Annotated in this window: 28 protein-coding genes; 24 read left to right on the top strand and 4 right to left on the bottom strand. The window is 70.9% G+C overall.

All coding sequences use genetic code 11. The features are described from left to right. Positions 1-263 precede the first annotated feature (263 nt). Positions 264-455, top strand: coding sequence for a hypothetical protein (locus NH342_RS02145; RefSeq protein WP_253010788.1), 192 nt, complete (start codon positions 264-266; stop codon positions 453-455). Positions 456-485: 30 nt separating this feature from the next. Here NH342_RS02145 and NH342_RS02140 read toward each other — a convergent pair whose 3' ends face one another. Next, positions 486-989 carry a peptidase gene (locus tag NH342_RS02140; RefSeq protein WP_253010786.1) on the bottom strand — a complete coding sequence of 168 codons (504 nt, stop codon included), beginning with the start codon at positions 987-989 and terminating at the stop codon, positions 486-488. Between the two features lie 349 nt (positions 990-1,338). On the opposite strand from NH342_RS02140, the gene NH342_RS02135 reads away from it, so the two are divergent. The 15 genes from NH342_RS02135 to NH342_RS02065 all read left to right on the top strand — a co-directional run bounded on the left by NH342_RS02135 (position 1,339) and on the right by NH342_RS02065 (position 14,491). Then, on the top strand, positions 1,339-1,932 hold the full coding sequence (locus NH342_RS02135; RefSeq protein ID WP_253010784.1) for a hypothetical protein: 594 nt from the start codon (positions 1,339-1,341) through the stop codon (positions 1,930-1,932). Beyond that, positions 1,920-2,873, top strand: a complete 954-nt coding sequence (locus tag NH342_RS02130; RefSeq protein WP_253010782.1) for a hypothetical protein — start codon at positions 1,920-1,922, stop codon at positions 2,871-2,873. Before NH342_RS02135 ends, NH342_RS02130 begins: the two co-directional genes overlap by 13 nt. Further along, positions 2,870-3,571 (top strand): SAF domain-containing protein, encoded by a 702-nt coding sequence (locus NH342_RS02125; RefSeq protein WP_253010780.1) that lies wholly within the window; start codon positions 2,870-2,872, stop codon positions 3,569-3,571. Before NH342_RS02130 ends, NH342_RS02125 begins: the two co-directional genes overlap by 4 nt. Continuing rightward, positions 3,571-4,344, top strand: coding sequence for a hypothetical protein (locus NH342_RS02120; RefSeq protein WP_253010778.1), 774 nt, complete (start codon positions 3,571-3,573; stop codon positions 4,342-4,344). The genes NH342_RS02125 and NH342_RS02120 overlap by 1 nt, the downstream gene beginning before the upstream one ends. An 8-nt stretch (positions 4,345-4,352) precedes the next feature. Continuing rightward, positions 4,353-5,759: a CpaF family protein gene (locus NH342_RS02115; RefSeq protein WP_253010776.1), complete on the top strand. Its 1,407-nt coding sequence runs from the start codon at positions 4,353-4,355 to the stop codon at positions 5,757-5,759. A gap of 62 nt (positions 5,760-5,821) precedes the next feature. Further along, entirely contained in the window at positions 5,822-6,616 is a 795-nt protein-coding gene (locus tag NH342_RS02110) for a type II secretion system F family protein (protein WP_253010774.1), read from the top strand. Positions 6,617-6,834: 218 nt separating this feature from the next. Next, a complete protein-coding gene (locus NH342_RS02105; RefSeq protein WP_253010772.1) occupies positions 6,835-7,509 on the top strand; it encodes a type II secretion system F family protein in 675 nt (224 codons plus the stop codon). Between the two features lie 26 nt (positions 7,510-7,535). Continuing rightward, entirely contained in the window at positions 7,536-7,757 is a 222-nt protein-coding gene (locus NH342_RS02100; protein ID WP_253010769.1) for a hypothetical protein, read from the top strand. An 11-nt stretch (positions 7,758-7,768) separates the two neighbouring features. Continuing rightward, positions 7,769-8,182 carry a TadE family protein gene (locus NH342_RS02095; RefSeq protein ID WP_256479173.1) on the top strand — a complete coding sequence of 138 codons (414 nt, stop codon included), beginning with the start codon at positions 7,769-7,771 and terminating at the stop codon, positions 8,180-8,182. After that, positions 8,179-8,610 (top strand): TadE/TadG family type IV pilus assembly protein, encoded by a 432-nt coding sequence (locus tag NH342_RS02090; protein WP_253010765.1) that lies wholly within the window; start codon positions 8,179-8,181, stop codon positions 8,608-8,610. Before NH342_RS02095 ends, NH342_RS02090 begins: the two co-directional genes overlap by 4 nt. Then, on the top strand, positions 8,607-9,014 hold the full coding sequence (locus tag NH342_RS02085; protein WP_253010763.1) for a hypothetical protein: 408 nt from the start codon (positions 8,607-8,609) through the stop codon (positions 9,012-9,014). Before NH342_RS02090 ends, NH342_RS02085 begins: the two co-directional genes overlap by 4 nt. Beyond that, positions 9,011-12,160 (top strand): LysM peptidoglycan-binding domain-containing protein, encoded by a 3,150-nt coding sequence (locus NH342_RS02080; RefSeq protein WP_253010761.1) that lies wholly within the window; start codon positions 9,011-9,013, stop codon positions 12,158-12,160. Before NH342_RS02085 ends, NH342_RS02080 begins: the two co-directional genes overlap by 4 nt. 205 nt (positions 12,161-12,365) lie before the next feature. Continuing rightward, positions 12,366-13,604: a matrixin family metalloprotease gene (locus NH342_RS24025; protein WP_253010759.1), complete on the top strand. Its 1,239-nt coding sequence runs from the start codon at positions 12,366-12,368 to the stop codon at positions 13,602-13,604. 65 nt (positions 13,605-13,669) lie between these two features. After that, complete coding sequence (locus tag NH342_RS02070) at positions 13,670-14,044, top strand: hypothetical protein (RefSeq protein WP_253010757.1); 375 nt, start codon at positions 13,670-13,672, stop codon at positions 14,042-14,044. A 240-nt stretch (positions 14,045-14,284) separates the two neighbouring features. Further along, on the top strand, positions 14,285-14,491 hold the full coding sequence (locus tag NH342_RS02065; protein WP_253010755.1) for a hypothetical protein: 207 nt from the start codon (positions 14,285-14,287) through the stop codon (positions 14,489-14,491). A 17-nt stretch (positions 14,492-14,508) separates the two neighbouring features. Here the strand turns inward: NH342_RS02065 and NH342_RS24455 are convergent, their stop codons facing one another. The 3 genes from NH342_RS24455 to NH342_RS02055 form a co-directional block, all read right to left on the bottom strand. Further along, positions 14,509-14,778, bottom strand: coding sequence for a helix-turn-helix domain-containing protein (locus NH342_RS24455; protein ID WP_374209409.1), 270 nt, complete (start codon positions 14,776-14,778; stop codon positions 14,509-14,511). Beyond that, complete coding sequence (locus NH342_RS02060) at positions 14,751-15,284, bottom strand: hypothetical protein (RefSeq protein WP_253010753.1); 534 nt, start codon at positions 15,282-15,284, stop codon at positions 14,751-14,753. Before NH342_RS02060 ends, NH342_RS24455 begins: the two co-directional genes overlap by 28 nt. A gap of 136 nt (positions 15,285-15,420) precedes the next feature. Then, positions 15,421-15,753, bottom strand: coding sequence for a hypothetical protein (locus NH342_RS02055; RefSeq protein ID WP_253010751.1), 333 nt, complete (start codon positions 15,751-15,753; stop codon positions 15,421-15,423). 185 nt (positions 15,754-15,938) lie between these two features. On the opposite strand from NH342_RS02055, the gene NH342_RS02050 reads away from it, so the two are divergent. The 8 genes from NH342_RS02050 to NH342_RS23835 all read left to right on the top strand — a co-directional run bounded on the left by NH342_RS02050 (position 15,939) and on the right by NH342_RS23835 (position 24,096). After that, entirely contained in the window at positions 15,939-16,697 is a 759-nt protein-coding gene (locus NH342_RS02050; protein ID WP_253010748.1) for a hypothetical protein, read from the top strand. A gap of 77 nt (positions 16,698-16,774) precedes the next feature. Further along, entirely contained in the window at positions 16,775-17,563 is a 789-nt protein-coding gene (locus NH342_RS02045; RefSeq protein ID WP_253010746.1) for a hypothetical protein, read from the top strand. Further along, the gene (locus NH342_RS02040; RefSeq protein WP_253010744.1) at positions 17,560-17,850 is read left to right on the top strand and encodes a hypothetical protein; all 291 of its coding nucleotides are present in this window, start codon (positions 17,560-17,562) and stop codon (positions 17,848-17,850) included. The genes NH342_RS02045 and NH342_RS02040 overlap by 4 nt, the downstream gene beginning before the upstream one ends. 248 nt (positions 17,851-18,098) lie before the next feature. Beyond that, positions 18,099-18,680, top strand: a complete 582-nt coding sequence (locus tag NH342_RS02035; RefSeq protein WP_253010742.1) for a hypothetical protein — start codon at positions 18,099-18,101, stop codon at positions 18,678-18,680. Further along, a complete protein-coding gene (locus NH342_RS02030; RefSeq protein WP_253010740.1) occupies positions 18,673-20,007 on the top strand; it encodes a type IV secretion system protein in 1,335 nt (444 codons plus the stop codon). The genes NH342_RS02035 and NH342_RS02030 overlap by 8 nt, the downstream gene beginning before the upstream one ends. Next, entirely contained in the window at positions 20,004-21,494 is a 1,491-nt protein-coding gene (locus NH342_RS02025) for an SCO6880 family protein (RefSeq protein ID WP_374209408.1), read from the top strand. Before NH342_RS02030 ends, NH342_RS02025 begins: the two co-directional genes overlap by 4 nt. Before the next feature lie 191 nt (positions 21,495-21,685). Then, positions 21,686-23,005 carry an ATP-binding protein gene (locus NH342_RS02020; RefSeq protein WP_308200601.1) on the top strand — a complete coding sequence of 440 codons (1,320 nt, stop codon included), beginning with the start codon at positions 21,686-21,688 and terminating at the stop codon, positions 23,003-23,005. Continuing rightward, positions 23,002-24,096, top strand: a complete 1,095-nt coding sequence (locus tag NH342_RS23835) for an NlpC/P60 family protein (RefSeq protein WP_308200600.1) — start codon at positions 23,002-23,004, stop codon at positions 24,094-24,096. The genes NH342_RS02020 and NH342_RS23835 overlap by 4 nt, the downstream gene beginning before the upstream one ends. Positions 24,097-24,268: the final 172 nt, after the last annotated feature.

Below are 24,268 nucleotides of genomic sequence, written 5' to 3'. Positions count from 1 at the left end.
CGACGGCGAGTCCTACCGGATGCGCCAAGCCCGCACCCGAGGAGGTGACCGCCCCACCCGCTAATCACCGCGAGGGGCGGGGACTTTCACCTGGCCACCAACGGGGACCTGAGCTTGGCCATTGACAGGGTGATGCCAGCAGTGCGGATGCTGTGGCGGCGGCGACAGCGGGCGGATCGGCAGCTCTCTCCCCGAGGTCGCTTGCGCTCTACGCACGCTGGTGGCAACTCGAGACCTGGCTAAGGGAGCTGGCGTACGTCGAGGTGCGCTCCTTCCTGGGCAAGCGGTGGTCCGATGCCGTGAAGCAGGCCACGGGTCGGTCAATCAAAGATGCGGCGTTCACGCACATGGCGGGTGCAGACAACGTCAACCCACTGGCCTACCTCGACTACAGCCAGTTGATGGGACTGCTGCAAGTTGAGGTGACAGTTCGGTTCTGGTGGCCCCGGCGCTGACTACGCACACGCCGGAGCGCTCCACGAGGTCTACGTGGGTATGCAGGCGGCCACCAGGAACGCCGTCGCCAATCCCGGTCCGAGGGCGACCCTCGTCCGCAGCGATCCATCTCGGGCGCTCGCGGTCACGGCTTGGCCGGCGGTTACGGCGGCCCACGCGCCGAGGCCGATGAGCAGGCTGGTGGGGGTGGCGAAGCCCAGACCGACGCCCCCGAGGACCGCGAGACGAACGTCCCCGAAGCCAGCACCAGCGAAGCGCCATGCGAGGAGCAAGGCGGCCGCCGAGGCGATGATCCAAGCGGCCGCGGCCAGCAGCAGTGTCCAGTGCCCCGCGCTGCCCGCACCCGCAATCAACGCGAGGCAGACGACGACGATCGATCGGCGGATCAGGGGCGTCGGGATCCGCTGGGTCAACCCGTCGCACATCGCGAGCGCCACCAGAGCGCACGTCCATAGGACGTAGGCCGGCAGCAACGCCCACTCGATGCGCGCGAAGAGGAGATCCGCGACCGCGGCGCTTGTCGCGGCGCCCACCAGCGCGGTGCCCGACCGGAGCCGGCGGGGGAGTGGGCCACCCCATCGCACCTGTCGCAACCCCCGGACGGTGACCCAAGGGACCGCCACTGAGCCGGCGGCCGAGGCGATGGCCACAGCGGCGACCGCAGGGGTGTCCACGTGTCCTCGCTTGGTGCTGAGCGCTGATCGCGCTGGTGAGGGGGCTGTCACTGAGGTTGTACTGCCTGGTGACGGTTCGTGACCCACGCAAGCTCGAAATCAGTCGTTCGTGTCACCGGACCGGGTGACGTGGCGCCTGCAGTCGTTGCAGGACGCCATCGGCGATGCATGCTCGCCAGCCGATGGAATTGGAGGAAGGTGCCGCAGCATGACGCTCTCGCACGTCGTGGCTGCTCGCTGCGCGCTGATGACCTTGCCCGTTCTCCTCGCAGCCTGCTCCGGGTCGGACACCCCCGCGGAGCCCGCTACTTCCTCGACGCCGACGACGGCCGCTCCGTCGACCACCACTGACCCCGAGAAGTCGGCCGTCGCGGAGGCCACCGCCTTCGTCACGGCCTACTGGCAGACGGTGGACCAGCTCTACACCGACCCGACCCTGCCCATCGACACCCTGTACGAGGTGGCGGTGGACCCGGAGGCCGCGTCGGAGGCCGCCGCCATCCAGAGCTTCCGCGCCAGCGGCTACACCCAGACCGGCCAATCGCAGGTCGTCAGCACCACCCCGGGGTTAGTCGACCTCGAGGTAGCGGCCGCGGGGGACCTGCCCTTCGTCAAGATCACGGCGTGCATCGACGTCACCCAGGTCGGGGCGACTTCCTCGGCCGGTGCTGCGCTGACGCCGGGGCAGCAGTCTCCGTTCCTCGTCTCCGAACTGACCATCGTCAACACCGCCTACCCGGACTCCTCGTCCTGGCGGGTCAGCTCGGCCCCGAACACACAGGCCCAGGCATGTCCCGGCTGAGACTCATCCTCGCCAGCACCCTGGCCCTGATCGCTGTGCTGCCGGCCTCGGTCGGCTCCGCGGCCCCGGCCGAGTGCCAGCAGTACACCGCCCACGGGTTCTGCGTGGTGACCGCAGAGACCGGCGGCTCGAACGGGCAGAGCCCGAGCTCTCCGCGATCGGACGGCGGAGGCGGTACGACGCCGGCAGCAGCCTGTACCGACACCCGGCTGGGTGCGACCGTCCCGTGCTCCGACGCCGGCGGCTGGTGGTCCCAGACCAAGCAGTGCTACGTCCGCCCCCTGGACAACCCTCCGCCATCCGACTCCCCGATGTGGGGCGGTCGTACCGATGGAGCCCTCTACTTCTGCACGCCGTTCACCAACGGGCTCTCCTTCCCGGGCACCAACGGCTACACCTTCTGGTCGGCCACTCCGCCTGCCGGACCAGCGGCGGTGGACCCCGCCGTCCTTGCGCGACAGGCGCTCGACACCGTCGTCCTTCCCTCGCCGACCGCCGGTCGGTACCCGGCCGGGACCCTCAGCGACGGACGCGCCTACACCGTCGTCAACGCCCACACCTGGTTCTGGACCGACGCCGATTCTTACCGGCCGACGTCCGCGCGGGCCGACGCCGGCGGCGTGTGGGCCGAGGTCACCGTGACCCCGACGGCGCTCACCTTCACCCCCGGGGACGGCTCCGCGACCGTGTCCTGCACCGGGCCCGGCACCGCGTGGCAGCCCTCGGCCGGGGTGTGGAGCCCGTCGCCGTCAGGCTGTGACTACCGCTACGACAGCTCGTCCCTCCAGCAGCCCGACGGGAAGGTGTCCGCCGTGTACGGCATCCGATGGTCAGTCTCGTGGCGGTCCTCGACCGGGGTCACGGGCACACTCCCGCCGTTGACCACCACGTCGACCGCTGCTTTCGCCGTCGTCGAGGCGCAGACGGTGGTCACTCGATGACCGCGCAGTTGCGAGCGCCGATCCGCGCCGGGGACGACGCGGATGGTCCCCGCGCCTCGGCTCCCGCCCCGGTGCAGCTGACCGCGGCGGCACGGCGCCGGGTCAGCAGGAAGTCGCTCGCGCTGGCCGTGCTCGTCGTCCTCCTCGGCGGGATCCTGGCCTTCACCGCTGCCCAGATGCTCACCAGCCGCACCGAGGTGCTGGCCATCGCGCGGGACGTCGAGGCCGGCGCCATCCTCACTGCGGAGGACTTCGTCGTCGCGAGCGTCCCCGACGACCCCGCGCTCAGCCCGGTCGCCGCGGCCGATCTGTCCAGCGTGGTCGGCATGGTGGCCGAGGTCCCGCTGTCGCGGGGCGGGCTGCTCACGATGTCCCAGCTCGGGACCGGGTCCGGGATCCCCGACGGGAGCGTGCTGGTCGCGCTGCCCCTTCAGGGCGGACAGTTCCCTGCCCGTGGGCTCACCCCGGGTCAGCAGGTCCTCGTCGTCGCCACCCCGGGCACCGCGGGCGTCGTGAACGCGACCGCGTCCGGCCTCGCCGCGACCGTGACTGCGACCGTCGCGCAGGTCGGACCCCTCAACCCGGCGACCCAGGTGACCGTTGTGGATGTCGAGGTGTCCGAGGACGACGGGGAAGCCGTCGCGGCCCTGGCGTCGACCGGCAACCTGGCCGTCATCGTGCTGCCCGGCAACGGCTGATGCTTACCGTGCTGACTTCCGGCAAGGCCGCGCCGGGGGTGACGACGACGGCCTGCGCGCTGGCCACGACCTGGCCCCGTGCCCTGCTATTGGCTGACTGCGACCTCGCCGGCGGCGATGTCGCGCCCGGGCTGATGGCCGGCCGGGTCGGTGCGGAGACCGGGCTGCTGTCCTGGTCGGCGGCCGTCCGGCACGAGACCGGGCCGGCTGCCGCGGCGTCCGCTCTGCTCAGCCATGCCGTGCAGATACCCGAGCACCCGATGCTCGGGTTGCTGCCCGGGTTCGGGACAGCCGCCCAGGGCGCCTCGTTCACCGCGGCTACGTGGGAGCGGCTCTCGACAGCTCTGGCCGCTGCCCCGCGCTCGCTGGGTCGAGACGTCCTCGTCGACACCGGTCGGCTCGTGGGGGACCGTGGGTGCTGGCCGGTCGTCCGGGCAGCAGACCTCGTGCTGCTCGTCGTCCGGCCGAGCGTGCGGTCAGTCCATGCAGCGCATGACGCGCTTCGCCGCCTCCGCACCGAGCTGGGCGACCTGGGCACGGTCTCCGCACTAGTGGTGGGTGCGGGCCCCTACTCAGCCGACGAGGTGGCCGGCACGCTCGGCATTCCCCTCGCCGGTCGGATGCCCGCGGACGGGGTCTCGGCATCGGTCTTCTCGGACGGCGTCGCTGCGAGTGGACGGGGTATGCGGCGGTCGCCCCTCGTGCGGTCTGCAGGTGAAATGGCGCGTCGGCTGGCCGCGGCAGACCGGTCGCGGACATCGGTGAGTGCATGACCGCCCAGTTGGACGTCGAGCACGGGACCGGGATGGCGGAGCTCTCCGAGAGTGACTACCGGGTGGTCGCCGAGCTCCGTCAGCGGGTGTCGACCCGCCTCAGCGCCGAGGACCGCAACTACGCGCCTGGCCCGCGCCGCGAACTCACCCGCAAGCTGGTCAACGACGAGTACGAGCAGTGGCTCCTGCACGAGGCGAACAGCGGCCGGTCCGCGCCGGACGGGTTGCTTGAGGACTCCATCGTCGACGCGGTGCTGGCCGAGCTCGACGGTCTGGGTCGACTCGCGCCGCTGCTCTCCCGCCCCGATGTCGAGGACATCCACTTCGAGGGCTCCGAGCCCACCATGCTGCGCCTGGTCGACGGCGCCCTGGTGCCGGGTCCGCCTATCGCGACCAGCGACGAGGAACTGGAACAACTGCTGCGTGCGATGGGCTCTCGTTCTGACGGCGGCCAGACGAGTCGGGAGTTCTCGTCTGCGAGCCCTGTGCTGAACGTCCGGCTGCAGGGCGTGACCGAGCTCGGTGCTCGCCTGCAGGCCGCCATGGATGTCGTGCCCCGACCGGCCGGGGTCATCCGGGTGCACCGCTTCAGCGATCCGAGCCTGGACGACCTGCACCGGATGGGCATGGTCGACGGGCCCCTGCGAGCGTTCCTGCGGGCAGCGATCGAGGCGGGTGTGTCGCCCCTCGTGTCCGGGGCCCCGGGTGTCGGGAAGACGACGCTGATGCGCGCGCTCGGCAACACCATCCCGTGGAACAACGTCGTCGTCACCGTCGAGGACGAACGCGAGCTCGGGCTGCACATCCCACGATGGGACGCCGCCGAGAAGCGCTACGTCTCTCGTCACGCTGTCTGCCGGCCGTTCGAGTCGCGCCTGCCGAACGCCGAAGGACGCGGGGCCTTCGACATGGGCGATGCCCTGCACCTGGCGCTGCGAGCGTCGCCGACGTGGGTCCTGGTCGGCGAGGTCCGGGGCGCCTACGTGACATCGCTGCTGGAGGCAGCCACCAGCGGCATCGCCTCGGTGATGTGCACGATCCACTCGCCCTCGGCGGGCGGGATCTTCGACAAGGTGCTCATCAACGCCCTCAAGGCGCACCCGGCCCCGTCGTCAGAACTGGTCCTGCGCTCCCTGGCCGCCCTCGGGCTGGTCGTCCACGTCGAACGCGATCGGTTCTACAACCGGTACGTCTCCGGTGTGTACGAGCTGGGTGCCATCGGTGACTCGGGACGCCCGGACCTGACCGCCGTCTTCGCGCCCCGAGTCGGTGACCGGCGAGCACGTGCGACGGGAGCCGGGCTGCTGGGCGACTCCCTCCGGGAGCGGTTGAGCGCGGTCGGTTTCGATCTCGACTGGCTCCATCCCGATGCCTCGGACTGGCGAGCCTCCACGTCTGCCGGGGCGACGCCGTGACCGCGGCAGCACTGCTGATGGGCGTCGGCGGCCTCCTCGTGGCAGCTGGGGGAGTTGCGGCCGTGTTCGCGGCCCGTGGAGAGACGCTGCTGGAGTCCGATCGCTCCGCCGGACGCCGAAGGGGGTTCCGCCCGACGAGGACGCATGCGGCCGGCCTGTTGGTCGGCGTCCTGGTCCTCGCGCTCGCCGGGTGGCCCGTGGCGGCCATCGCCGCCGCTGCCGCTGTCGTCTTCGTGCCCAGCGTGATCGGCGGAGGCAGAGCGTCTCGTCGACTGATCGACACCTCTGACGCCCTGGCCGACTGGACGCGTCGCCTCGCCGACCTCATCAGTTCGGGAGCCGCAGGCTCCACCCGCGAGGCGCTGCGACGGTCGGCCGACTCGGCACCGGCCGTCATCCGGCCTGCTGTCGCTGACCTCGTCAATCGCATGGGCCCGCAGGGAGTGGAGACGGCTCTGCGCCGCTTCGCCGACGACATCGGCGATCCCGCGGCCGACAAGATCGCCATGGTGCTCATCCTCCGCGAGCGCAACGGTGGTCCCGGCCTCGCGGAGGTGCTCACGTCCCTGGCGGCCGACCTCGACGAACGATCCCGCATGGTCCGCGAGGTGGAGGCCGAACGGGCCAAGCCACGGTCCAACATGCGCACCATCGTCGTCACGACTGGTGTCGTGATCGCCGCGATGCTGCTGTTCGCGCGCGAGTTCCTCTCCGGTTACTCGAGCCCGCTGGGGCAGGTCGCACTACTCCTCGTCGCCGCCGTCTTCGGGACGGCCCTCCGGTGGATGAGAGGGCTGTCGGCGCCTCCGGCATGGCCCAGGGTGCTCGCGGATCCGCCCGGCGGGGGCGTCTCGTGACCGGTCTCCAGCTCGCCGCGATCGCCGGCAGCCTGATTGCGTCCGGCTCCCTCCTGGCGGTCCGCGCACTGCGGCCCGCTCCACCAGCGCTCGGAGCTGCGCTGGACCGGCTGTCGGTGCAGCCTTCCGTACGCGGACCCGTGCCGACCAGTCCGTCGGCCACCCGTTCCCGGCTCGTGCCCCACCGCGTCCTGCTCGCGGCCGAGCAGCGGCTGGGTGTGCCGGGCACCGACCTGGCCATCCTCGGCATGACCCGCGCCGACCTGGCCGCACGGAAGCTCAGGCTCGCGCTGCTTGGCCTGCTCGCGCCGTCGTTCATCGGGGTGCTCATGGCCGTTGCCGGCGTCCCGTTCGGTGCGGCCATCCCCGTGGCAGCAGGCGTCGGGACGGCGGCTGTCGGCTGGTTCCTGCCCACGGCCGACGTCCGCGAGAACGCCCGCGCGGCGCGGCAGGAGTTCCGGAGCAACCTGGAGTGCTACTTGACCCTCGTCGCCGGGGAACGGCGCGCGCGGGGATCGGTCGAGCAGGCGCTGGAGGAAGCAGCGCGCGTCTCGGGCAGCGTCCCGTTCCGGCGGATGCACCAGGCCGTGCGTCGCTCCGCCCTCGCCGGGCGCAAGCCCTGGACGGACCTCCGCGAACTGGGGGACGAACTGGGCGTGGAGGAACTCCGCGGCCTCGCCGACATCGCTGCGGTGGCCTCGGACGGTGCGTCGGTCTACAACACGCTCCTCGCCACGGCGCGAACCCTGAGGCATGCCGAGCTGGCCGACGCCCGCACCCAGGCCAACGAGGTCAGCGAACGGATGGCCAGACCGTTGGCCCTGCTGGTCACCGGCCTGACCTTGTTCGTCCTCGTTCCCTTCCTCATCCGCATGTTCACCACCGCGACCTGAGCCCGACCGCACCCAGGAGAAGCACGATGATCCCTTCCACCACCGCGATCGCCCGCCGGGTGACCGATGCCGTCCAGACCAGCGTCCTCGCCGTCGTCTCCTGGCTCCGAGCCGAGGACGTCGAGGACGACCGCGGCTCGGACTCCTCGGAGAAGGCCTTCATGGTCATCCTGGCGATCGCCTTGGGCGCTGCAGTCACCACAGCCGCCGTGGCGTTCGTGGCCAGCAAGACGGCCCTCTTCCAGTAGAGGTCCGGACCATGGGGCGACGCCTGCGGACTCGATGGCTTGCGCCGGAGCGCGGGTCGTCGAGCGTCGAGTTCGCCGTGCTGTTCCCGGTCCTCGTCACCCTGCTCCTCGCCGGGCCGCAGATGGCGCTGTGGTACTTCGCGCAGGACGCGGCCGAGGCAGCCGCTGAGGCAGGGGCCAGAGCCGGCAGTCTCGACGGCGCGCCAGCCGGCGCCGGGAGCGACGCGGCTCAGGACTACCTGGCGGCCCTGGGGACCGGGACGATCACCAGCTACCGGGTGGAGGAGACACGGACGGCCACCTCCGTCGTCGTCCACGTCGTCGCCGACGTCCCCAACGTGATCCCGTTGCCGGGCATGGTGCCGGTCGTCGACGTGACCTCCGCTCGCGGCCTTGAGCGGTTCACGGTCCGGGAGACCCCATGAGGAGGCCCCGGTCGGGCGAACGCGGATCAGAGTCGGTCGAACTGGCGATCCTCCTGCCCGTCGCGGTCCTCGTCATCGCGCTCGTCGTGGTGGGCGCCCGGATCGCCATGGCGGGCAACCGCATCACCGGCGTCGCCGGTTCGGCGGCCCGCGAGGCGTCTCTGGCGCGGTCGCCGGGTGCCGCCGAGTCAGCAGCGGTCACAGCGGCGAACCAAGCCCTCCGCGACCAGCACCTGCGCTGTCGCGACGTCGTGGTGAATGTGGACTCGACGGCCTTCGGGGCACCGCCCGGCTCGGGAGCGGCGGTCTCAGTCTCCGTCAGCTGCACAGTCGACCTGTCCGACATCGGGATCGCCGGTCTGCCCGGATCCCGCACCATCACCGACACCGCGTCGAGCCCCGTCGACCCCACCAGGGAGCAGCCGTGATCACCGGACTGCCGGGGGAGCGCGGCTCCGTGTCCGTGCTCTTCTGCTCCGTCGTCCTGACCGCCGGCGTGCTGGTGACCGCGCTGATCGACGCCGGGGCCAACATCCAGGCCGCCAACCGCGCCGACACCGCATCCGCGGAAGCCGCACGCGCCGCAGCCATCGCGGTGGGTCCTGTCCCCGCGGGTGGGAGCCAGGACACCCGCTTGGCCGTCGCCGCTGCCAGCACGTACCTCTCGCAGATCGGCGCCCGCGGGTCGGTGCGCGTCGAGGGTCCCGGCCTGGTGCAGGTGACCGTGACCATCACCGACTCCACGCCCCTCCTCGGCCTACCGATCGAGCAGACGCGCTCCCACAGCGCGCAGCTCGAGGTCGGCCTGGTCGACGGCGAGCCGGTCCGATGAACGCGGCGATGCGCGTCGCCCGTGGTATCGGGGCGCTGCTCGTCCTGGTGGGCGTCGTCGTCGGCGTCCCCGTGCTGCTGGTCGCACTGGGGCTCGTCCCGGACCACGTCCCGACGGCGGGCGAAGTCGTCGCGACGCTCAATGCCCGGGACGACGGACAACTGCTCCGCAGTGTGCTCGGCGCCGGCGCATGGGTGTGCTGGCTCGTCTTCGCCACCGCGACGGCAGCCGAGCTGTGGGCCGTCGCGATGGCCCGACCGGTTCCGCGGCTGCCCGGTCTTGGCTCCGTCCAGGCACCGGTCGCCGCGCTCGTCGCAGCCGTCGTCCTCGCGCTGGGTCTGGCAACGCCCGCGAGCCAGCTGTCTCCCGTGACGTCGGCCGACAGACCGCCCCTGCCGGTGGCCCTGATGACCGCCGCCGCCCCGGGCGCGTCTGAGGTGCCCGTCGCTGCTGCGCCTGCAGACGGCTCGGCGGAGCCGGGCCCTCAGTACGTGGTCGAACGACGAGACACCCTGTGGGGCCTGGCCGAGAGGTACCTCGGTGACCCGTTGCGGTACACGGAGATCGTCGCGCTCAACAGGGACGTGGTCGGTCCTGACAGCCGCATCACGCCAGGCACCACCCTCCTCCTCCCGCCCGATGCAGCCGGGCTGTCAGCGGAGGATGGCGCCCAAGGGGCGAACACGCAGGTGCTGGTGCAACCCGGGGACAGCCTCTGGAGCATCACCGAGGACGCCACCGGGGACGGCGACGACTGGCCAGCGGTGTGGGATGCCAATGCCGGCCGGGCTCAACCCGGAGGAGCTGCGTTCACGGACCCGGACCTCATCCGGCCCGGCTGGACCATCTCGGTGCCAGGTCCGGCACAGACGACAGAGCCGAACGTGCCGGTGCCCACACCGTCCGAGACGCTGCCATCCCCAGCACCGAGTACACCGAGCTTCCCGCCACCTCCGTCCACGGCTCCTCCTTCCTCGAGTCCCGCGGCGCCGTCGTCGGCTGCGACACCGGCTGCGACATCGGGGGCGGCAAGCGACGGCGTGACCGCCGAACCAGACGCCACCGACGGGGTCCCCGCCGCGGCAGCGGTCGGAGCAGCCTCCGCCCTGGCCGCCATGTCGTTGCTCGCCCTGCACCGCTACCGACGCCGTCAGTTCCGCCTCCGTCGGCCCGGTCGGCCTCTGCCGCCAGTTCCGCGAGCACTGGGTTCGGCCGAGCGCGCTCTCCAGCGTGCAGGCCACCTCGACGTGGCCTGGTTCGACACAGTGCTGCGCAGCCTGGTCACTCCCGCGCAGGGCACGGCTCCCGACGTGGTCGCGGTCGGCGTCGACGCCCAGGCGGTGACGGTCGTGCTTGCCGGGCAGTACCGGTCCGCGCCGGCGCCTTGGGTGGTGGACGAGACCGGGACGCGATGGTCCCTCCAGCGGACGGCGGCACTCCCGGACAGTGTCCCAGCGCCGGGGCGCGGGCACGCGCCGTTCCCGTGCCTGGCTGCGATCGGCACGACAGTTTCGGGCCAGCAGTGGTTCCTTGACCTCGAGCGGGCCGGCGTCGTCAGCATCACGGGGGACGAGCACCGGATCGGCGACTTCCTGCGCTACCTCGCCGCCGAGCTCGCCCACAACCCGTGGTCGGAGATGATGAGGGTCGACGCAGTCGGGATCGGCGGCGAACTGGCCGACCTGAACCCGGACCGGCTCGTCCTGCACCAGGACCCGGACGAGCCGACCCAGCAGTTCTCCAGATCGGCGCGTCAGCGGATCGACCTGCTGACGAGCCAGCCCGGTGGTGCACTGCGGGCCAGGACCGACGACCTGGAGCCGGAGGCCTGGGCTCCCCGGGTGCTCATCTCGGGAGCGGCGGGGGAGTCGGTGCAGCTCTGCGCCGACGGACTGGACCGCATCGACGGTCGAGCCGGCCTCGCGCTCGTTGCCCCGGTTCGTGGGGACGGACGCGGCTTGCGCCTGCACATCGACTCATCGGGTGCGGCAAACGTCCCTGCCTTGGGTCTGCACGTCCACGCGACCCAGCTCCCCGCCGACGAAGCTGCCGCCCTGGCTCAGCTGCTGGCCCATGCCGCATCGGTGACCACCACGCAGGAAAGCGAGGGAGCGCCCGCCGACGACGAGACGTCGCCGGCCGTGCGGGATGTCGTCGGCGGCATGACCGATCGCAATGCTCCCCACCTCGAACCGGTCGATTCTGTGCTGCCGCAGCCCGACGCCACCTACCTGAAGGCCGCCGCCACCACCGCCGAGGACCTGAACATGCTCGCGCCGGTGTCCTCGGAGATCGAACGGCGGCGCGCCCAGGTCGCGGACCCCGACCTGGACCGGGACCTGGCCGACTGGGCCGACCCGCACTGTCGCCGGCCGAAGGTGACGCTTCTCGGCCCGGTGCGAGTCGATGCGCAGGGTGAGCTGCCGACCCGGAACCCGCGGCGGCAGTTCTACACCGAGGTCGTCGCCTACCTCATCACCAGGCCCGACGGGGCAACCAGCGAGCAGTACGCAACAGCCCTCTGGCCCGACGAGCCGGACGTCGTGGGCAAGACCAAGGTCAGGCAGTCCATCTCCGTCGTCCGGACCTGGCTGGGCGTCGACCCGGACGGTGCGGACTACCTGCCCTCCGGGCTGAGTGCCGCAGCCGGTGGGCGTTACCGCATCAGCGGTGCACTCGTGGACGCCGATCTTTTCCGGCGACTCAGAGCTCGCGGCCTGGCCCGGGGAGCGGACGGGATCGATGACCTCCAGCGCGCTCTCGACCTGGTCAGCGGCAAACCGTTCGAGCTGCCTGACCTACGCGTGCGCGGCGTCGGTGGCTACGGATGGCTACTCGACGACGGAGAACGACTGGACCTCGAACTCCCGGCACTCATCGTCGACGTCGCGCACATCGTGGCCACCCACCACCTCGGGAACGGGGAGCCGGAACGAGCAGCGAGCGCCGCACACAGCGCGCTGCGGTCGGGCACCTACGAGGACGTCCCTCTGCTGGACCTGGTGGCCGCCTGCGACGCGATGGGCAACCAGGCCGAGGCCAGCGCCTACGTCACGCGGATCCTGGCCAACCACGACGCCGAGGTCGAGGAGGACCTGCCGCCCCGGACGGCGGAAGTGCTCTTTCGACGCAACCGCCTGGACTAGCGGCCAAACACCACCGAACCTCGCGAGGTGTCTGCTGCAGCAGCTGGCCGGGGAGCCGGCCTGGCCGCGGTGACGGGAAATGTTGACCCGGGGACTGCGTCTTAGCCTGTCCAGCTGGCGACGGGGCTCTTCGTCAACCAAGAACCAAGCGCGGGTGCGAGAGGTGTCGGGGTGCAGAACGCGGCCCGTGCTAGACGGCGAAGTCGTGATCTCCCGGATCGGCGCTGAAGCAACAGTCAGCGTTGAAGGTAGCGCCGGGTTCATCCCCCAACTCGGCAGTCGCAATCATCAGATGATTACGACTGGCAAGAAGTTCCGCTGCGGCCCTTGCCGCATTGAGCTACCTGAGAGCAAGCTGTGCGCTACAGCGCGCGGGTGGTGGTTACCCGACTTCGACGTGGACGGCCTGGCCATCTCCAATCGTCAGATCTCGAACAAATGCATCGTGAGCTGTCTTCCGAAGCAATCAAAGGAGATTGCAGTGGACCATCGTCGGAGTACCTCGCTGACACTGGCGGGTGTCACGACCGCAGCGCTGTTGTTTATGCCAGGCCAAGCATCGGCGGACGTGTGCAGTTTCGACGGAAGCGTGAACCTCGCTCAACTTGATGCGGGGTGCACCTACGAGGCGGGCACCTTGGTGACCCTTGACGACGGAACAGAGATCGCGCTGCCGGCCCCGGGTGAAACGGTGGTTGCCATGGGGGTACCCCCTGCCGGAATGGAAGGGTTGGAGGTGGCGCTCACAAATGCAGGCGCAACCGGTGTAGCCGTTCAATTAGAAGACGAATGGCGCGGGGCGCCGGTCGCGGTGGAGGAGCAGCAGGAGGCGCTCGCCGGACGAACAGCGACTAACGACGACGGGTCCTCCAGTCGCGCAAGCTGTGGGAGTTCCGAGTGCAACGTGTCGGGGTGGAGATGGCCAAGTGACGTTGTCTGGCGCTACAACTCATCGGGGCAGATCGTCTCGGGCGCATCTGCGCTGTCAGCTGCGGCGTCGGCATGGTCAGGAACCGTGACCACCTGCGGGTACACCATCTTGTCGTCCGCCGGACATAATTACATCGGCACTACCACAACCGCGCCCAATATCATCTCGGGTTCCGGAGGATGCGGAACCCGGAATCAGCAGAACACCATTGGCTGGCAGGCGAGGGCGTCGAACAACTTGGCGCTTACATGCACCTGGTATAACAGTTTTGGGGACGCCCTGGAGGCCGACCAGGTCTATGCCACCAATCAGCCCTGGAGTGTTGCTTCCACGTGTTCCGGAAATGCTTACGATTTCCGAGGGGTCGCTACGCACGAATGGGGACACGCATATGGTCTGAACCATACCGCGCAAACCGGGGGGCTTGTGATGCGGCCGTCGTTCAATTACTGCGACACTGACGCTCGAACTCTTGGTCGTGGCGACCAGCTCGGCATCGACTTCATATACTGACCGAGATGTACCTACCGTCTGCTAGGGGGGCAAGGGTCGCCCTTGCCCCCCTGACCGTAGCCCTAATGTCCGTTCTGTCCTCGTGCGGCGAAGAATCGGTGCAGAGTGCATCCTGCGGGTCTTATGTCATTTTCGATTCGCCGAACACCGCCGCTGAGGCTTCGGATTTGGTGATTCGCGGAACTCTTATCGATATGTCCGGGGATGGCGAGACGGTTCAGGTCAACGCCGTTGCGAAAGGCGACTCCTCGTTCGTAGGTGGATCAATCCTGGCCAAGCCTGCCGACGACTGTGGACCCTCTTCTGTGGAAGTCGCAGCTGGCAGTGAGGTGGTTGCGTTTCTCATCCAATCCGACTCGGGAGAATGGCGTCAATTATCCCCCACTCAAGGTGTCGTTTCGTACGACGCCGAAGAATACGCAGCGCTTTTTGACGACTAGGACGTCTCGCTTAGCAGGCAGCCATGAATTCTGCGATGATCCGAAGTCGCCATCGCTGAGCATTGTTGGAACAAGAAAGCGCAGGCCTGACGTCCCGCTCGAGCAGGCAGCGTGAGGGTCGTTGCAGCAGTCCAGTCGGCTGGTCGCCGGCCGCTACCGCGACGGTCACCTGCACGTGGTCGGCCGGTCCACCCCGCTGAACCGGTCACAGGTGGCTGAGCTCGCTGCCGCTCTGACCCGGTGACCACGGAGCACCCGTGGCCAGATCGGATCGGCACCGGCGCGTTCGGAGGCGGCCGGCTGTCGGTGCCCATGGTCCGGGTGGAGCCGGTCGCCATTGCCGAGGTCTCCGCCGATGCCGCGCTGACCGCTGGGGTGTTCCGGCGCCCGCTGGGGTTCGTGCGGATGCGCCCCGACCTGGGTCCCGAGGACGTACCCGCCATCTGAGGGCGGTGCGCGAAGCGTCAGTTCTGGTGCGGTCGCCGCCGAGCGCCGGTACGGGCAGCGCCGGCGGGTCGAAGAGGGATCTGGTGCGACGCCAACACGCGCCGCACCGCAGTCTGGGAGCGGTCCACCAGCTCCCCGATCTCCCTCAACGACCGGCCCTGGGCGTACGCACTGACGATGAAGGTCTCCAACTTCTCGCGCAGCTCACGGTCCAGGAACCTGCCCTGGCTTGCAGTGCCGGCGAAGTCGGGCAGGGGCGTCAGCTGAGGCCGTGGCGGATAAGACATCGACGTCGCTCAAGAACTCGCCGGCCACGGCACCAGCGCCGGGAGTGGTCACCTGTGCGGCCGTCGAGCCCGTTGCCGGGGTGCTCGTGGCTCCCGCCGGCATGGGCGATGGCGGCCAGCAGCAGGGCCAGGCGTGGCCGGTCCAGCCCGGCGGCGAGCTCACCGAGAGCCACCGGCTGACCGTCCGCGAGGGAGGCGGCCGCCCGCAGCAGACGCAGCTGGCCGGCTGACCCGGCGATGCGCCCGCCGCGGACTGCGGCCTCCAGCTCGGTCCAGGCGACCTGGGCCCAGCCGATACCGGCGGCTCGTCCGGTCGGTGGTCCCGCCGGGTCGTCGTCGTAGTCGACGAAGACGAGGTCCGCGGCCGCGAGGACGGGCAACCAATGGCCGTCGTTGAGAAGGAGCAGGACGGCTGCCTCGGCGCCGTAGTCACCCACTGCGGCGCGCAGCAGAGCGCTCTGCAGGTCGGCCGGGTCCTCGTCGACCGCGCGGGGCGGGAACAGCACGGTCCGCTCCTCTCCTCTCCGCCGCTCAGATGTACCAGCTCAAGTGTGCCGTGCGATCGGGCACCCGCTAACCGCGGCAGCTGCGGTGATCGATGCGCAGGTGACCGAGACGCTGCTCAGGCGCCCGCCCAGCGGTTCATGCGTCGACGGGCCGTCCTTCGGTGCGCTGGACAGCGCCCTGCCATACCCAGCACCGCATCTTCTCGTCCCCGACCTCGAACTCGATGCCGACGGCTTCGTCCGTCCACCGCATCACGCGGGCGGTGCACCGCACGTCGGTGTCCCCGAACCGAACCCAGGCCATCGCCCACATCGGACCGCGATCGGGGGCGAGGGAGACGACTCGGGTGGACAGCTGGAGCTGCTCATCGCTCAGGCTCCTCAGCGGACCGTGGCTGCGCGCTGCCTGCAATCGACGCTGCTGTGCTCGTTGCTCTCCCGTGTCGGGATAGCGCCGGTTGGTCCCCACCCCTCCACGTTCGCACACATGTTCGATCGTCCGCGAGTGAGGCTTGCGGTCGATGTCACCCGCTCCGCAGATGGGTGGACGTGGGGTGACAGGTGCCGGACAGGGTCGGGCGCCGTCCGGGGTGACGGTTGCTCGAACGTCTCCTTGGAGCGTCGGAGGCATCCCACTGATGTCGGAGGCACCTGATGTTCCACGACCCCTCGATTGTCGGCAGTTGGCCGGCGCTCGTCGTCCGGATCGACGACAGCCGCACCCTGGTGCGCTGGGCAGAGACCGAGCCCGCACTGAGGGCGACGCCGACCGTTGCCGACGTCGTCCGGGCCTGTTCTGTGTCCAGCGACCACGAGCTGAGCGACGCGGTCCTCGCTGCGCTGGTGCGGTGGGCGGCTGCCGACAACGGCCGCGACGACGACGCCCTCACGCTGCTCCTGCACCTGCTGAGCGGGGTGGTCTGGACGACGGCACGTCAGCTGCAGGACCTGAGCCCGGACATCCTCGCCGTGGTGACGGGTGAGCTCGCGTGTCAGATCCGTCGCTACCCGTGGCAGCGGCGCCCGCGCTCGATCGCGGCCAACCTCCGTCACGACACCCGGCACGCCGTCCTCGCCGAACTGCGTCCGCGGAACCGACGTCACCCCGAGCGCGGCGAAGTGCTCACCGCCGACGGTGACATCACCCGACTGCTGCCCGTCGCGCCCGAGGACGAGGCCGAGGACGTCGACGTCGTCGACCTGCTGCGGTGGGCGGTCGACGCCGGCGTCGAACCGGGGGACCTCGAACTCCTGATCGCCACCGAGCGCGCACGCCACCTCCACCCCAGCGGGGGTGACACCGTGGTGGCCGCCCAGCACGGCATCTCGACGCGCACCCTGTACCGACGGCGGCGCCGCACCCTGGAGACCCTGCGCGCTGTGGCCCAGGACTACCTGGCGGCAGTCGCGTGACCGAGCACCGGAACGACGAGCCGGTGGCCGTGCGGCACGTCCTCGGCGTCCCTGATCGGCCGGCTGGCCCGCTGTCGGTGGCCGAGGTGCAGATCGCCCTTCGCCATCTGCTGGGACGCCAGGCGGGTCCAGCGGTCGGCCCGCCAGCGGGGGAGGAGTCCTCCGGCCGGGGTGACAACAGCACCGGCAGTGCGATCCACGGGGGTGACACTGCAGCTCAGGTCTCCGTGATCGCCGGTCACCCCGGGGCAGGATCGTCCACCGTCGCCCTGGCCCTTGCCGACGCGGCGGCCACGAACGGCCGCGCCGTGCACCTGCTCGACCCCGCTGCGCCGGGGCGTTCGGGGCTGATGGCCGCGGCCGTGACGGAGCTCGGGACGGACCCCAGCGGCACCTGGCGCAAGGGACGTCGAACCTCGGTGGTCATCGAGCGGCGTGCTCTCCCCGGTGACGGGTCGAGCGTCGTCCCGGGCGAGCTCCAGGACGACGTGCTGACGGTGCTGGACCTCGGCAGCACGGAGAGCACCACAGCGAGCACCGCTCCGACCGTTGTCGTCTGCCGCGCCAACGTGCCCGGCTTCCGGCTGGCCGAGCAGCGTCTGCTGCAGCTCGCCGGCCGACCTCTGGTCGTCGCCGCTGTCGGTCCGCACGGGTCGGCGCGGGAGGTACGGGCGTCGATCGGGCCCCGGCTCGCTGCGCTCCGCGACACCGGTCGCCTCGTGTCCGTGCCGTGGGACTCGCGGCTCGACGTGACGGGGTTGACGGACCGGCCGCTCCCGCGACCTGTCGTCGCGGCCGGCGCCCAGCTCCTCTCCCTCGTCCAGACCGTCCAGAGCCTCGACGCAGGCAGTCGGAGTGCTCGGTGAGGGCCCGGCTCGCCGACCTCGTGCTCGAGGCAGCCGTGTGCCCGGCCGCCCCTCCAGGCGTGCAGGTCTACGCCGACCAGATCACGTCCTGGGTCAAGTGGGGCGTGCTCGCGGTGCTCGGCATCTGCTTCTTCGCCAGCGTGGGCATGCTCATCTGGGGGCGGGTCACCCATCACCCCCGCGGGGCTCGCCTGGGCATGGACGGCATCCTCATCTGCGTCGTCGGGGCGATCCTGTACGTCGTCGGTTACGTCATCGTGCAATCCATCGTCGGGACCGGCTGCTGATGGCCCGCCGTGTGCACGAGCGGAGCGGAGTGAAGTGGTCCCGCCGCCGGATCCGCGTGCTGCTGGTCGCGTCCGGTCTGGTCGCCCTCCTTCTCGCGGCCGCGGTCGTCCTCGGGGTCGCCCGGGCCGTGGGGCCTCCTCGCACAGAGCCGGCGCCGACCGCCCAGATGGCCGCCCACGCGAGCCCGACCGAAGGGGCCGGCCCGGACGACGCCGCAAGCGCGCGGGACACGTTGAGCGACCGGCCCATGCCCGTCGTCGACGACTCGGCAGCCCGCCCCGGACCGGTGTCCGTCCTGGACCCGGGACCGAGCATCGAGCTACCGGCACCGACGACCACCGGACCGGCAGGGGTACCCACCGGCTTCCCGCAGACGCCGGAGGGCGCGCTCGCCCAACTGGCCGCCATCGACCAAGTCGCGTTCCAGTCCGGGTCGCTGGAAGGAGCCAGGGAAGTCATCCGGGCCTGGGCGCTGCCTGGCGGTCCCACCACGACGAGCTGGTCGGTGGTCCATGCCCTCGCCGTCCTGTTCGAGAGGACCGGTGTGTCAGGCGGGGGATCAGCCCGGCTGGCCATCGTGCTGACCCCGCTGATGGGTCTGATCAAGGGCACCGTCGGCGCTGACTTCGTCGTCCCGTGCGTCGACTTCGAGCTGGACGTCACCCTCGACCAGACCGCACGCGGTGCCGTCGCCGACTGCCAGCGCATGGTCTGGTCGGGCGACCGGTGGCTGATCGGCCCCGGCGACGAGCCGGCCCAGCCACCGTCGGTCTGGCCGGACACCGACCTCGCCATCGCCGTCGGCTACCGGGACCTCAGCCGTGGGTGAGGACGTCCTGGCCATCGACCTGAACCCCATGAGCTGGCTCGGGGACCTCGCGGCCGAGGCCATCGCCGACGTCTGGACAGCCGCCATGGTGAGCATCTGGTCGGCCGGTCTCTGGTTGCTCGGGCTCGCCTTCCGGGTCATCGACGCGTTCACCACGCCGGACGTGTCCGACTCCGGGCCGATGGGTTCGGTGCTGCCGACGACGCTGTGGCTGGGCGCGACGGTCGCCGTCCTCATGATGTTCGTCCAGTTGACGATGGCGCTGGTCCGTCGCGACGGTCGGTCGCTGGGGCGCGTGCTGCTGGGCGTGGCCCAGTTCGGGCTGGTCTGGGTGGGATACCTGGGGGTAGCCGGCGGCATGATCCTGGCCGCGGCCGAGCTGGCCCGGGGAATCCTCAGCGCGATGCTCGACGTCGACAGCCTGGCGGCCGTGGACCCGGGCAACTCCTGGCCCCGGGAGGTCGTCGACGCCACAGCGGCCACCGTGCTCGGGTTGTCGTCGCTGCTGCTGGTGATCCCCGCGGCGTTCTTCTACGTGATCATCGCGCTCGTCCGCGAAGCGGCGCTGATCATCCTGATCGCTACCGCGCCCATCTCCGCAGGCGGCCTGCTCAGCGACAGCACCCGGTCCTGGTTCTGGAAGAGCCTTCGATGGTTCTTCGCGAGCCTGCTGATCACACCCACCGCGGCCCTCATGCTGGGCATCGGGGTGCAGTTGTCAGCGGGGGTCGTGGCGGGCAGCGGCGACGACACCGCACAGGCTGCCGGCACCGCGGTCGTCGGCGCCGTGATGGTGGCGATCGGCGCCGTGTGCCCGATGGTGCTGTTCCGCCTGCTCGCCTTCGTCGACCCGGGCACGGCCTCGGGCTCCGCGCTGCGCCAATCGTGGAACGACGCGGGTGGGCTCAGTGGGCTGACCCGAGGTGGGCAGGGCAACGGCAACGGGGCGGCCACCGCCAGCGCCCAGGACGGCCGGTCACACGGCGAGGTGGCGGCCGAGGCGCAGTCCGCCCGACGACTCGGCTCCGTCGCGACCGCGGCCTCCGCCGCCGGCAGCGCGGCCGTCGCCGCCGTCGGTGCCGCTGCTGCGGTCGCCCACCGGACGGTCGACCTCGCCTCCGACGTGCTGAGCGCGGGCGGCGTCGGCCACCCGGGGTACCCCGCCGGCTCCACCTCGCGACGTACAGCCCGGTCGTCGTCCGACCCATCCGGCTACGACACCGGCCGGTCGTCATCACGGGTCAGCACCCAGCCGGCCCGGTCGGACGAGCCGTTGCCTGCGGGTGTGGGCACGGACGTCGGGTCGACAGGGGAGTCCCCACGATGACGGCGCCGGCACGGTACGGGTCGTGGTCAGCAGACCGCGGAGCCACCTTCGGCGGGTTCGGTGTCGGGACCTGGCTGGGCGCCGCGGCGGCGGGGCTACCCGTCCTGGCAGCCCTCGGCGCCCAGCGATGGTCCGCCGCAGCGGCGTGGACCCCCGTCTGGGCCGTCGTCATTGTCCTGCTCGCTGTCCCGGTCCGCGGTCGCACCCCGGTGCGATGGGCCTGGGACGTCTGCCACCGCCTCGCTGGCGGACTACTCGGATGGACCGACTGGCAGTCCCGAGCGGTCACCGGCACCGCCGACGACCTCGATGAGGCGGACCTGCCGGGTGTGCTCTCCGGCATCCGGACCCACGACGGACCTCCGTTCGGGCCGCTCCTCGTCCGACCCGTCGTGGTCGCCGACGACCGCGAGCGGACCTGGGCCGTCGTGGCGCGGGTCAGCCACCCAGGCATCGGGCTCGCCGAGGCCGGTACTCGCAACCGGCTCGGGCAGGGTCTCGCCGAGCTCCTCGAGAGCGCCGCCACCAGCGAGCTCATCTCCTGCCTGGCGCTGCAGGTGCGCACGGTGCCCGACGACGGCGCCGAGCGGGCGACCTGGGAGACGAGCAACCTGCGGCAGGACGCTCCGGCCCTCGCCCGGGCGGTGATCGCCGAGCTCGCCGAGATCATGACGGCGTCCGGGGTCCGCCACGAGGCCTTCGTGACGGTGGTCGTCCCCGAGCGCCGGATCGCGCGGCTCGCGAAGGAGGCCGGCGGCGGGGTGGATGGGCGAGCCCGGGTGCTCCACGGCCTGATGGCCGAGATCGAGGCACGCCTGGTCGGTGCAGTGGGTTGTTCCGAGGTGGTCTGGTTGGACTCGCCGGAGCTCGCGGCAGCCGTTCGTACCGGTTTCGCCCCAGGGGATCGAGCGGCGCTGACGCGCGACGGCGTGGCCATCCCCATGGCCGCCGCGGGACCGACGTCCGCGCCTCCTCCGGAGAAGCGCCACTACGCCCACGACGCCTGGCAGTCGGTCACCTGCACGGTCCTCCTGCCCGACAAGGGAGCACTCATGGGAGCTCTGGCTCCGGTCCTCGTACCGACCGCGGCCGGGGAACGCCGGTCGGCGACGGTCTTCTTCGAACCCATCAACCGCACCAGGGCGGACCGGATGATCGGCAACGAGTCCATGAGCTCCGAGCTCACCAACGAGCTCCGGCGTCGGGGCGGCTTCCGGGTCCGCGCATCCCACCGGCAGGAGGCCGCCCGCGTCGAAGGCAGAGACATCCGCTTCGCCGAGGGCAACGCGCTGGTGCGGGTCGCGGTCGTCGCGGCGGTCACCGTGCCGGCCACGTGGTCGATCAGCGACTACGGGCGTCGATTGGAGTCGAGCATCACCAACAGCGGCTTCAAGCCACTGCGCCTCGACCTCGCCCAGGACACCGGCTTCGCCGCTGCCTGCGTGCCCCTCGGCATCGGGCTACCGCGACGGCGTGGCGCCCGGTGAACAGCAGGAGGGTGCCGGGCCGGGGTCTGGCGAGGTTGATGGCGGACTTCGACCACCAGCTGCCTCGGGCGGTGCCGGCCACCCCGCACCAGGTCGACAGGGACCCGTTCGGGAACCCGGTCGGACGTCGAGGCCGATTCGGCCCAGCGACGGGGTGGGCGGCGGTTCCCGCCCCGCTCTCGGTGTACCGGATGACCACCGAGCAGGTCGGCGGGGTTTGGCCGTTGATCGCCGGGAACGGGTTGTCGGCGTCCGGAGCGCTGCTCGGCATCGACCACCTGTCGGGCGGGGCGTTCGCGGCCGACCCGATCGGTTGGACCCTCAACGGAGTGGCTGGGGTGACCAATCCCAACATGATCGTCTTCGGTGCGCCGGGCCGCGGGAAGTCCGGGACGATCAAGATGTTTGCCCTGCGCCAGATGGCCTACGGCTACCGAACGCTGGTCCTCGGTGACGTGAAGGACGAGTACGCGCCCTTGTGCGGCGCGCTCGGTGTGCAACCGCACGCGGTCGGGCACGGACTCCCGGCCCGGATCAACCCGCTGGACTTCGGCCCTCTCGGCAACGACTGGAGCGGGTTGCCGAGGGCGGAGGCCCAGCGGCGTGCTGCCATGGTCTTTGCCCGGTGGCTGCTCCTCATCCGCGGTCTGGTGGGCTCCCAGCAGGTGCCGTTCGGGCCCACCGCGGAGACCGCGGTGGGCCAGGTCCTCCGCGAGGTCACCGGCTACAGCAGCGGAGCCGACCGCATGCGGGAGATTACCATTCCCGACCTCTGGCACGCCCTGCGAGCGCCGGACGACGAACTGGTGGAGTCCTGTCGCTACGCCGACCGGCAGCACTTCCTGGACGACACCCGGTCGGTGCGTGACGCACTGGGCGCCCTGGTCACCGGGCACCTTGCCGGCCTGTTCGACGCACCCACCACCGTGCAGGTCGACTGGCGCGCCCCCATCCAGTCGCTGTCCCTGTCGAGACTCGAGCCCCTGGGGGACCACGCCATCGGGGTTGCGCTCACCTGCCTGAACTCCTGGGGCCGCGCGATGACCCAGCTCGCCGAACCAGGCGACCTGCGCATCGTCGTCCGAGACGAGTGCTGGAAGCAGATGCGGCTGGGCCCCGACGCGGTCAAGTCCCTGGACGCCGACCTCCGTCTGTCTCGGAACGAGGGCTGCATCCAGGTAGTGGTGGCGCACAAGCCGTCGGACATGCTGACCGTCGGCGACGCCGACAGCCAGGCAGTCGCCATCGCCCGCGACCTCCTCCATCTCTGCGCCACGAAGGTCCTGCTCGGTCAGGACGAGCAGATCGGCGACGAGCTGTCCGGCCTGCTGGGGCTGAGCCCGATGGCGGAGCGGATCGTGACCGACTGGGCGGCGGCCGCCCGCGGACGGGCCCTGTGGATGGTCGGCAGCCACGTCGCGAAGGTCCAGACGGTCCGCACCTCGGTGGACATGGCGCTGACCAACACGAACGAGGCGCTGTCCCGCCCGGCCGAGGCGGTGCCGACGTGAGCTCCCACCGGGTCGGGACCTCCGTGGCCGTCGCCGTCGTGCCGGTGCTGTCCCTCGTGGCGGCGCTCGTGCTGGTGCTCACCGGTGGCGGCGCCTCCTCGGCCGAGCCGTCGGTGGGTCTGTGCGCGGGGGCCGGCACGGGTCAGTCCATGGACGGCGTCGAGCTGGACGCCGACCAGATGGGGCACGCCTGGACGATCGTGTCGGTCGTCGCTGATCGGCAGCTTCCAGTACGCGCGGCCCTCATCGCGGTGGCGACCGCCTACACCGAATCCAGGTTGATCAACTCGGCTGTCCAGACCGACCACGACTCGGAGGGCCTGTTCCAGCAGCGGGTGTCGATCTACACCGAAGCCGTGGCGATCGACCCGGTGAGGTCCACGGAGGCATTCCTGGACCGGCTCGTCGAGTTGCCGGCGTGGGAGTCGATGCCCATGGGTGACGCCGCTCAGGCGGTGCAGATCTCCGCCTATCCCGACCGGTACGCCCTCCACCTGGGTCTCGCCGAGCAGGTCGTCGGTCAGATCTGGCCCACGGTCAGCAGCTCGACAGGGCAGGCGGGCGGGTCGCCCGCACCGGTCTGCCCCGGTGCTGGCGGGGCGGTGCCGGCGGGGGAGTTCGTCGGCCCGATGGGGGGCAACACCACCGGGACGACGACCATCCCGCCGGGTCTCGTGATCAACGGAACACCGCAAGGTGTGTCGGCCGTCCAGTACGCCCTGGCGCAGCTCGGCAAGCCCTACGTCTGGGCCGCGTCAGGGCCCGACTCCTTCGACTGCTCAGGCCTCACGATGGCTGCGTGGGCAGCGGCCGGGGTCGCTCTGCCGCACAACGCGGCAGCCCAGACCGGGCACGGGATCCCGAGCGCCACAAACCTGACCGAGGCCGTGGCCGGCGACCTTGTCATGATCCCGGGCTCGGGCGGGACCGCCCTCCGGCCCGGGCACGTCGGGATGGTGGCGGGCTACGTCGACCAGGAGGACGGCCGGCACCTCTACCTCGTGCACGCCCCGATGGTCGGCGTCCCCGTCATCGTGACCGAGGCCAGTCGGTGGTCCGGTCAGGTCGTCGCCGTTCGGCACATCGGGTGAGCGCTCCCGTTCGACGCCGGGACCCGGAACCCGTCGGCCGCGGCTGGGAGGTGGCCTTCGTGGTCGTCACAACTGTGGTCGGGGGCGTCGTGTGCGCGGCCCTCGTCGGGGTGGGGGTCGCGGCCGCCCTGTGGGGCGGCGGCTGGGTGTGGCCGGCCACGGCCCGGGACAT

Source organism: Klenkia sp. PcliD-1-E (assembly GCF_024124375.1).
Taxonomy (GTDB): Bacteria; Actinomycetota; Actinomycetes; order Mycobacteriales; family Geodermatophilaceae; genus Klenkia.
This window is presented reverse-complemented; position numbering and strand designations above follow the sequence as displayed.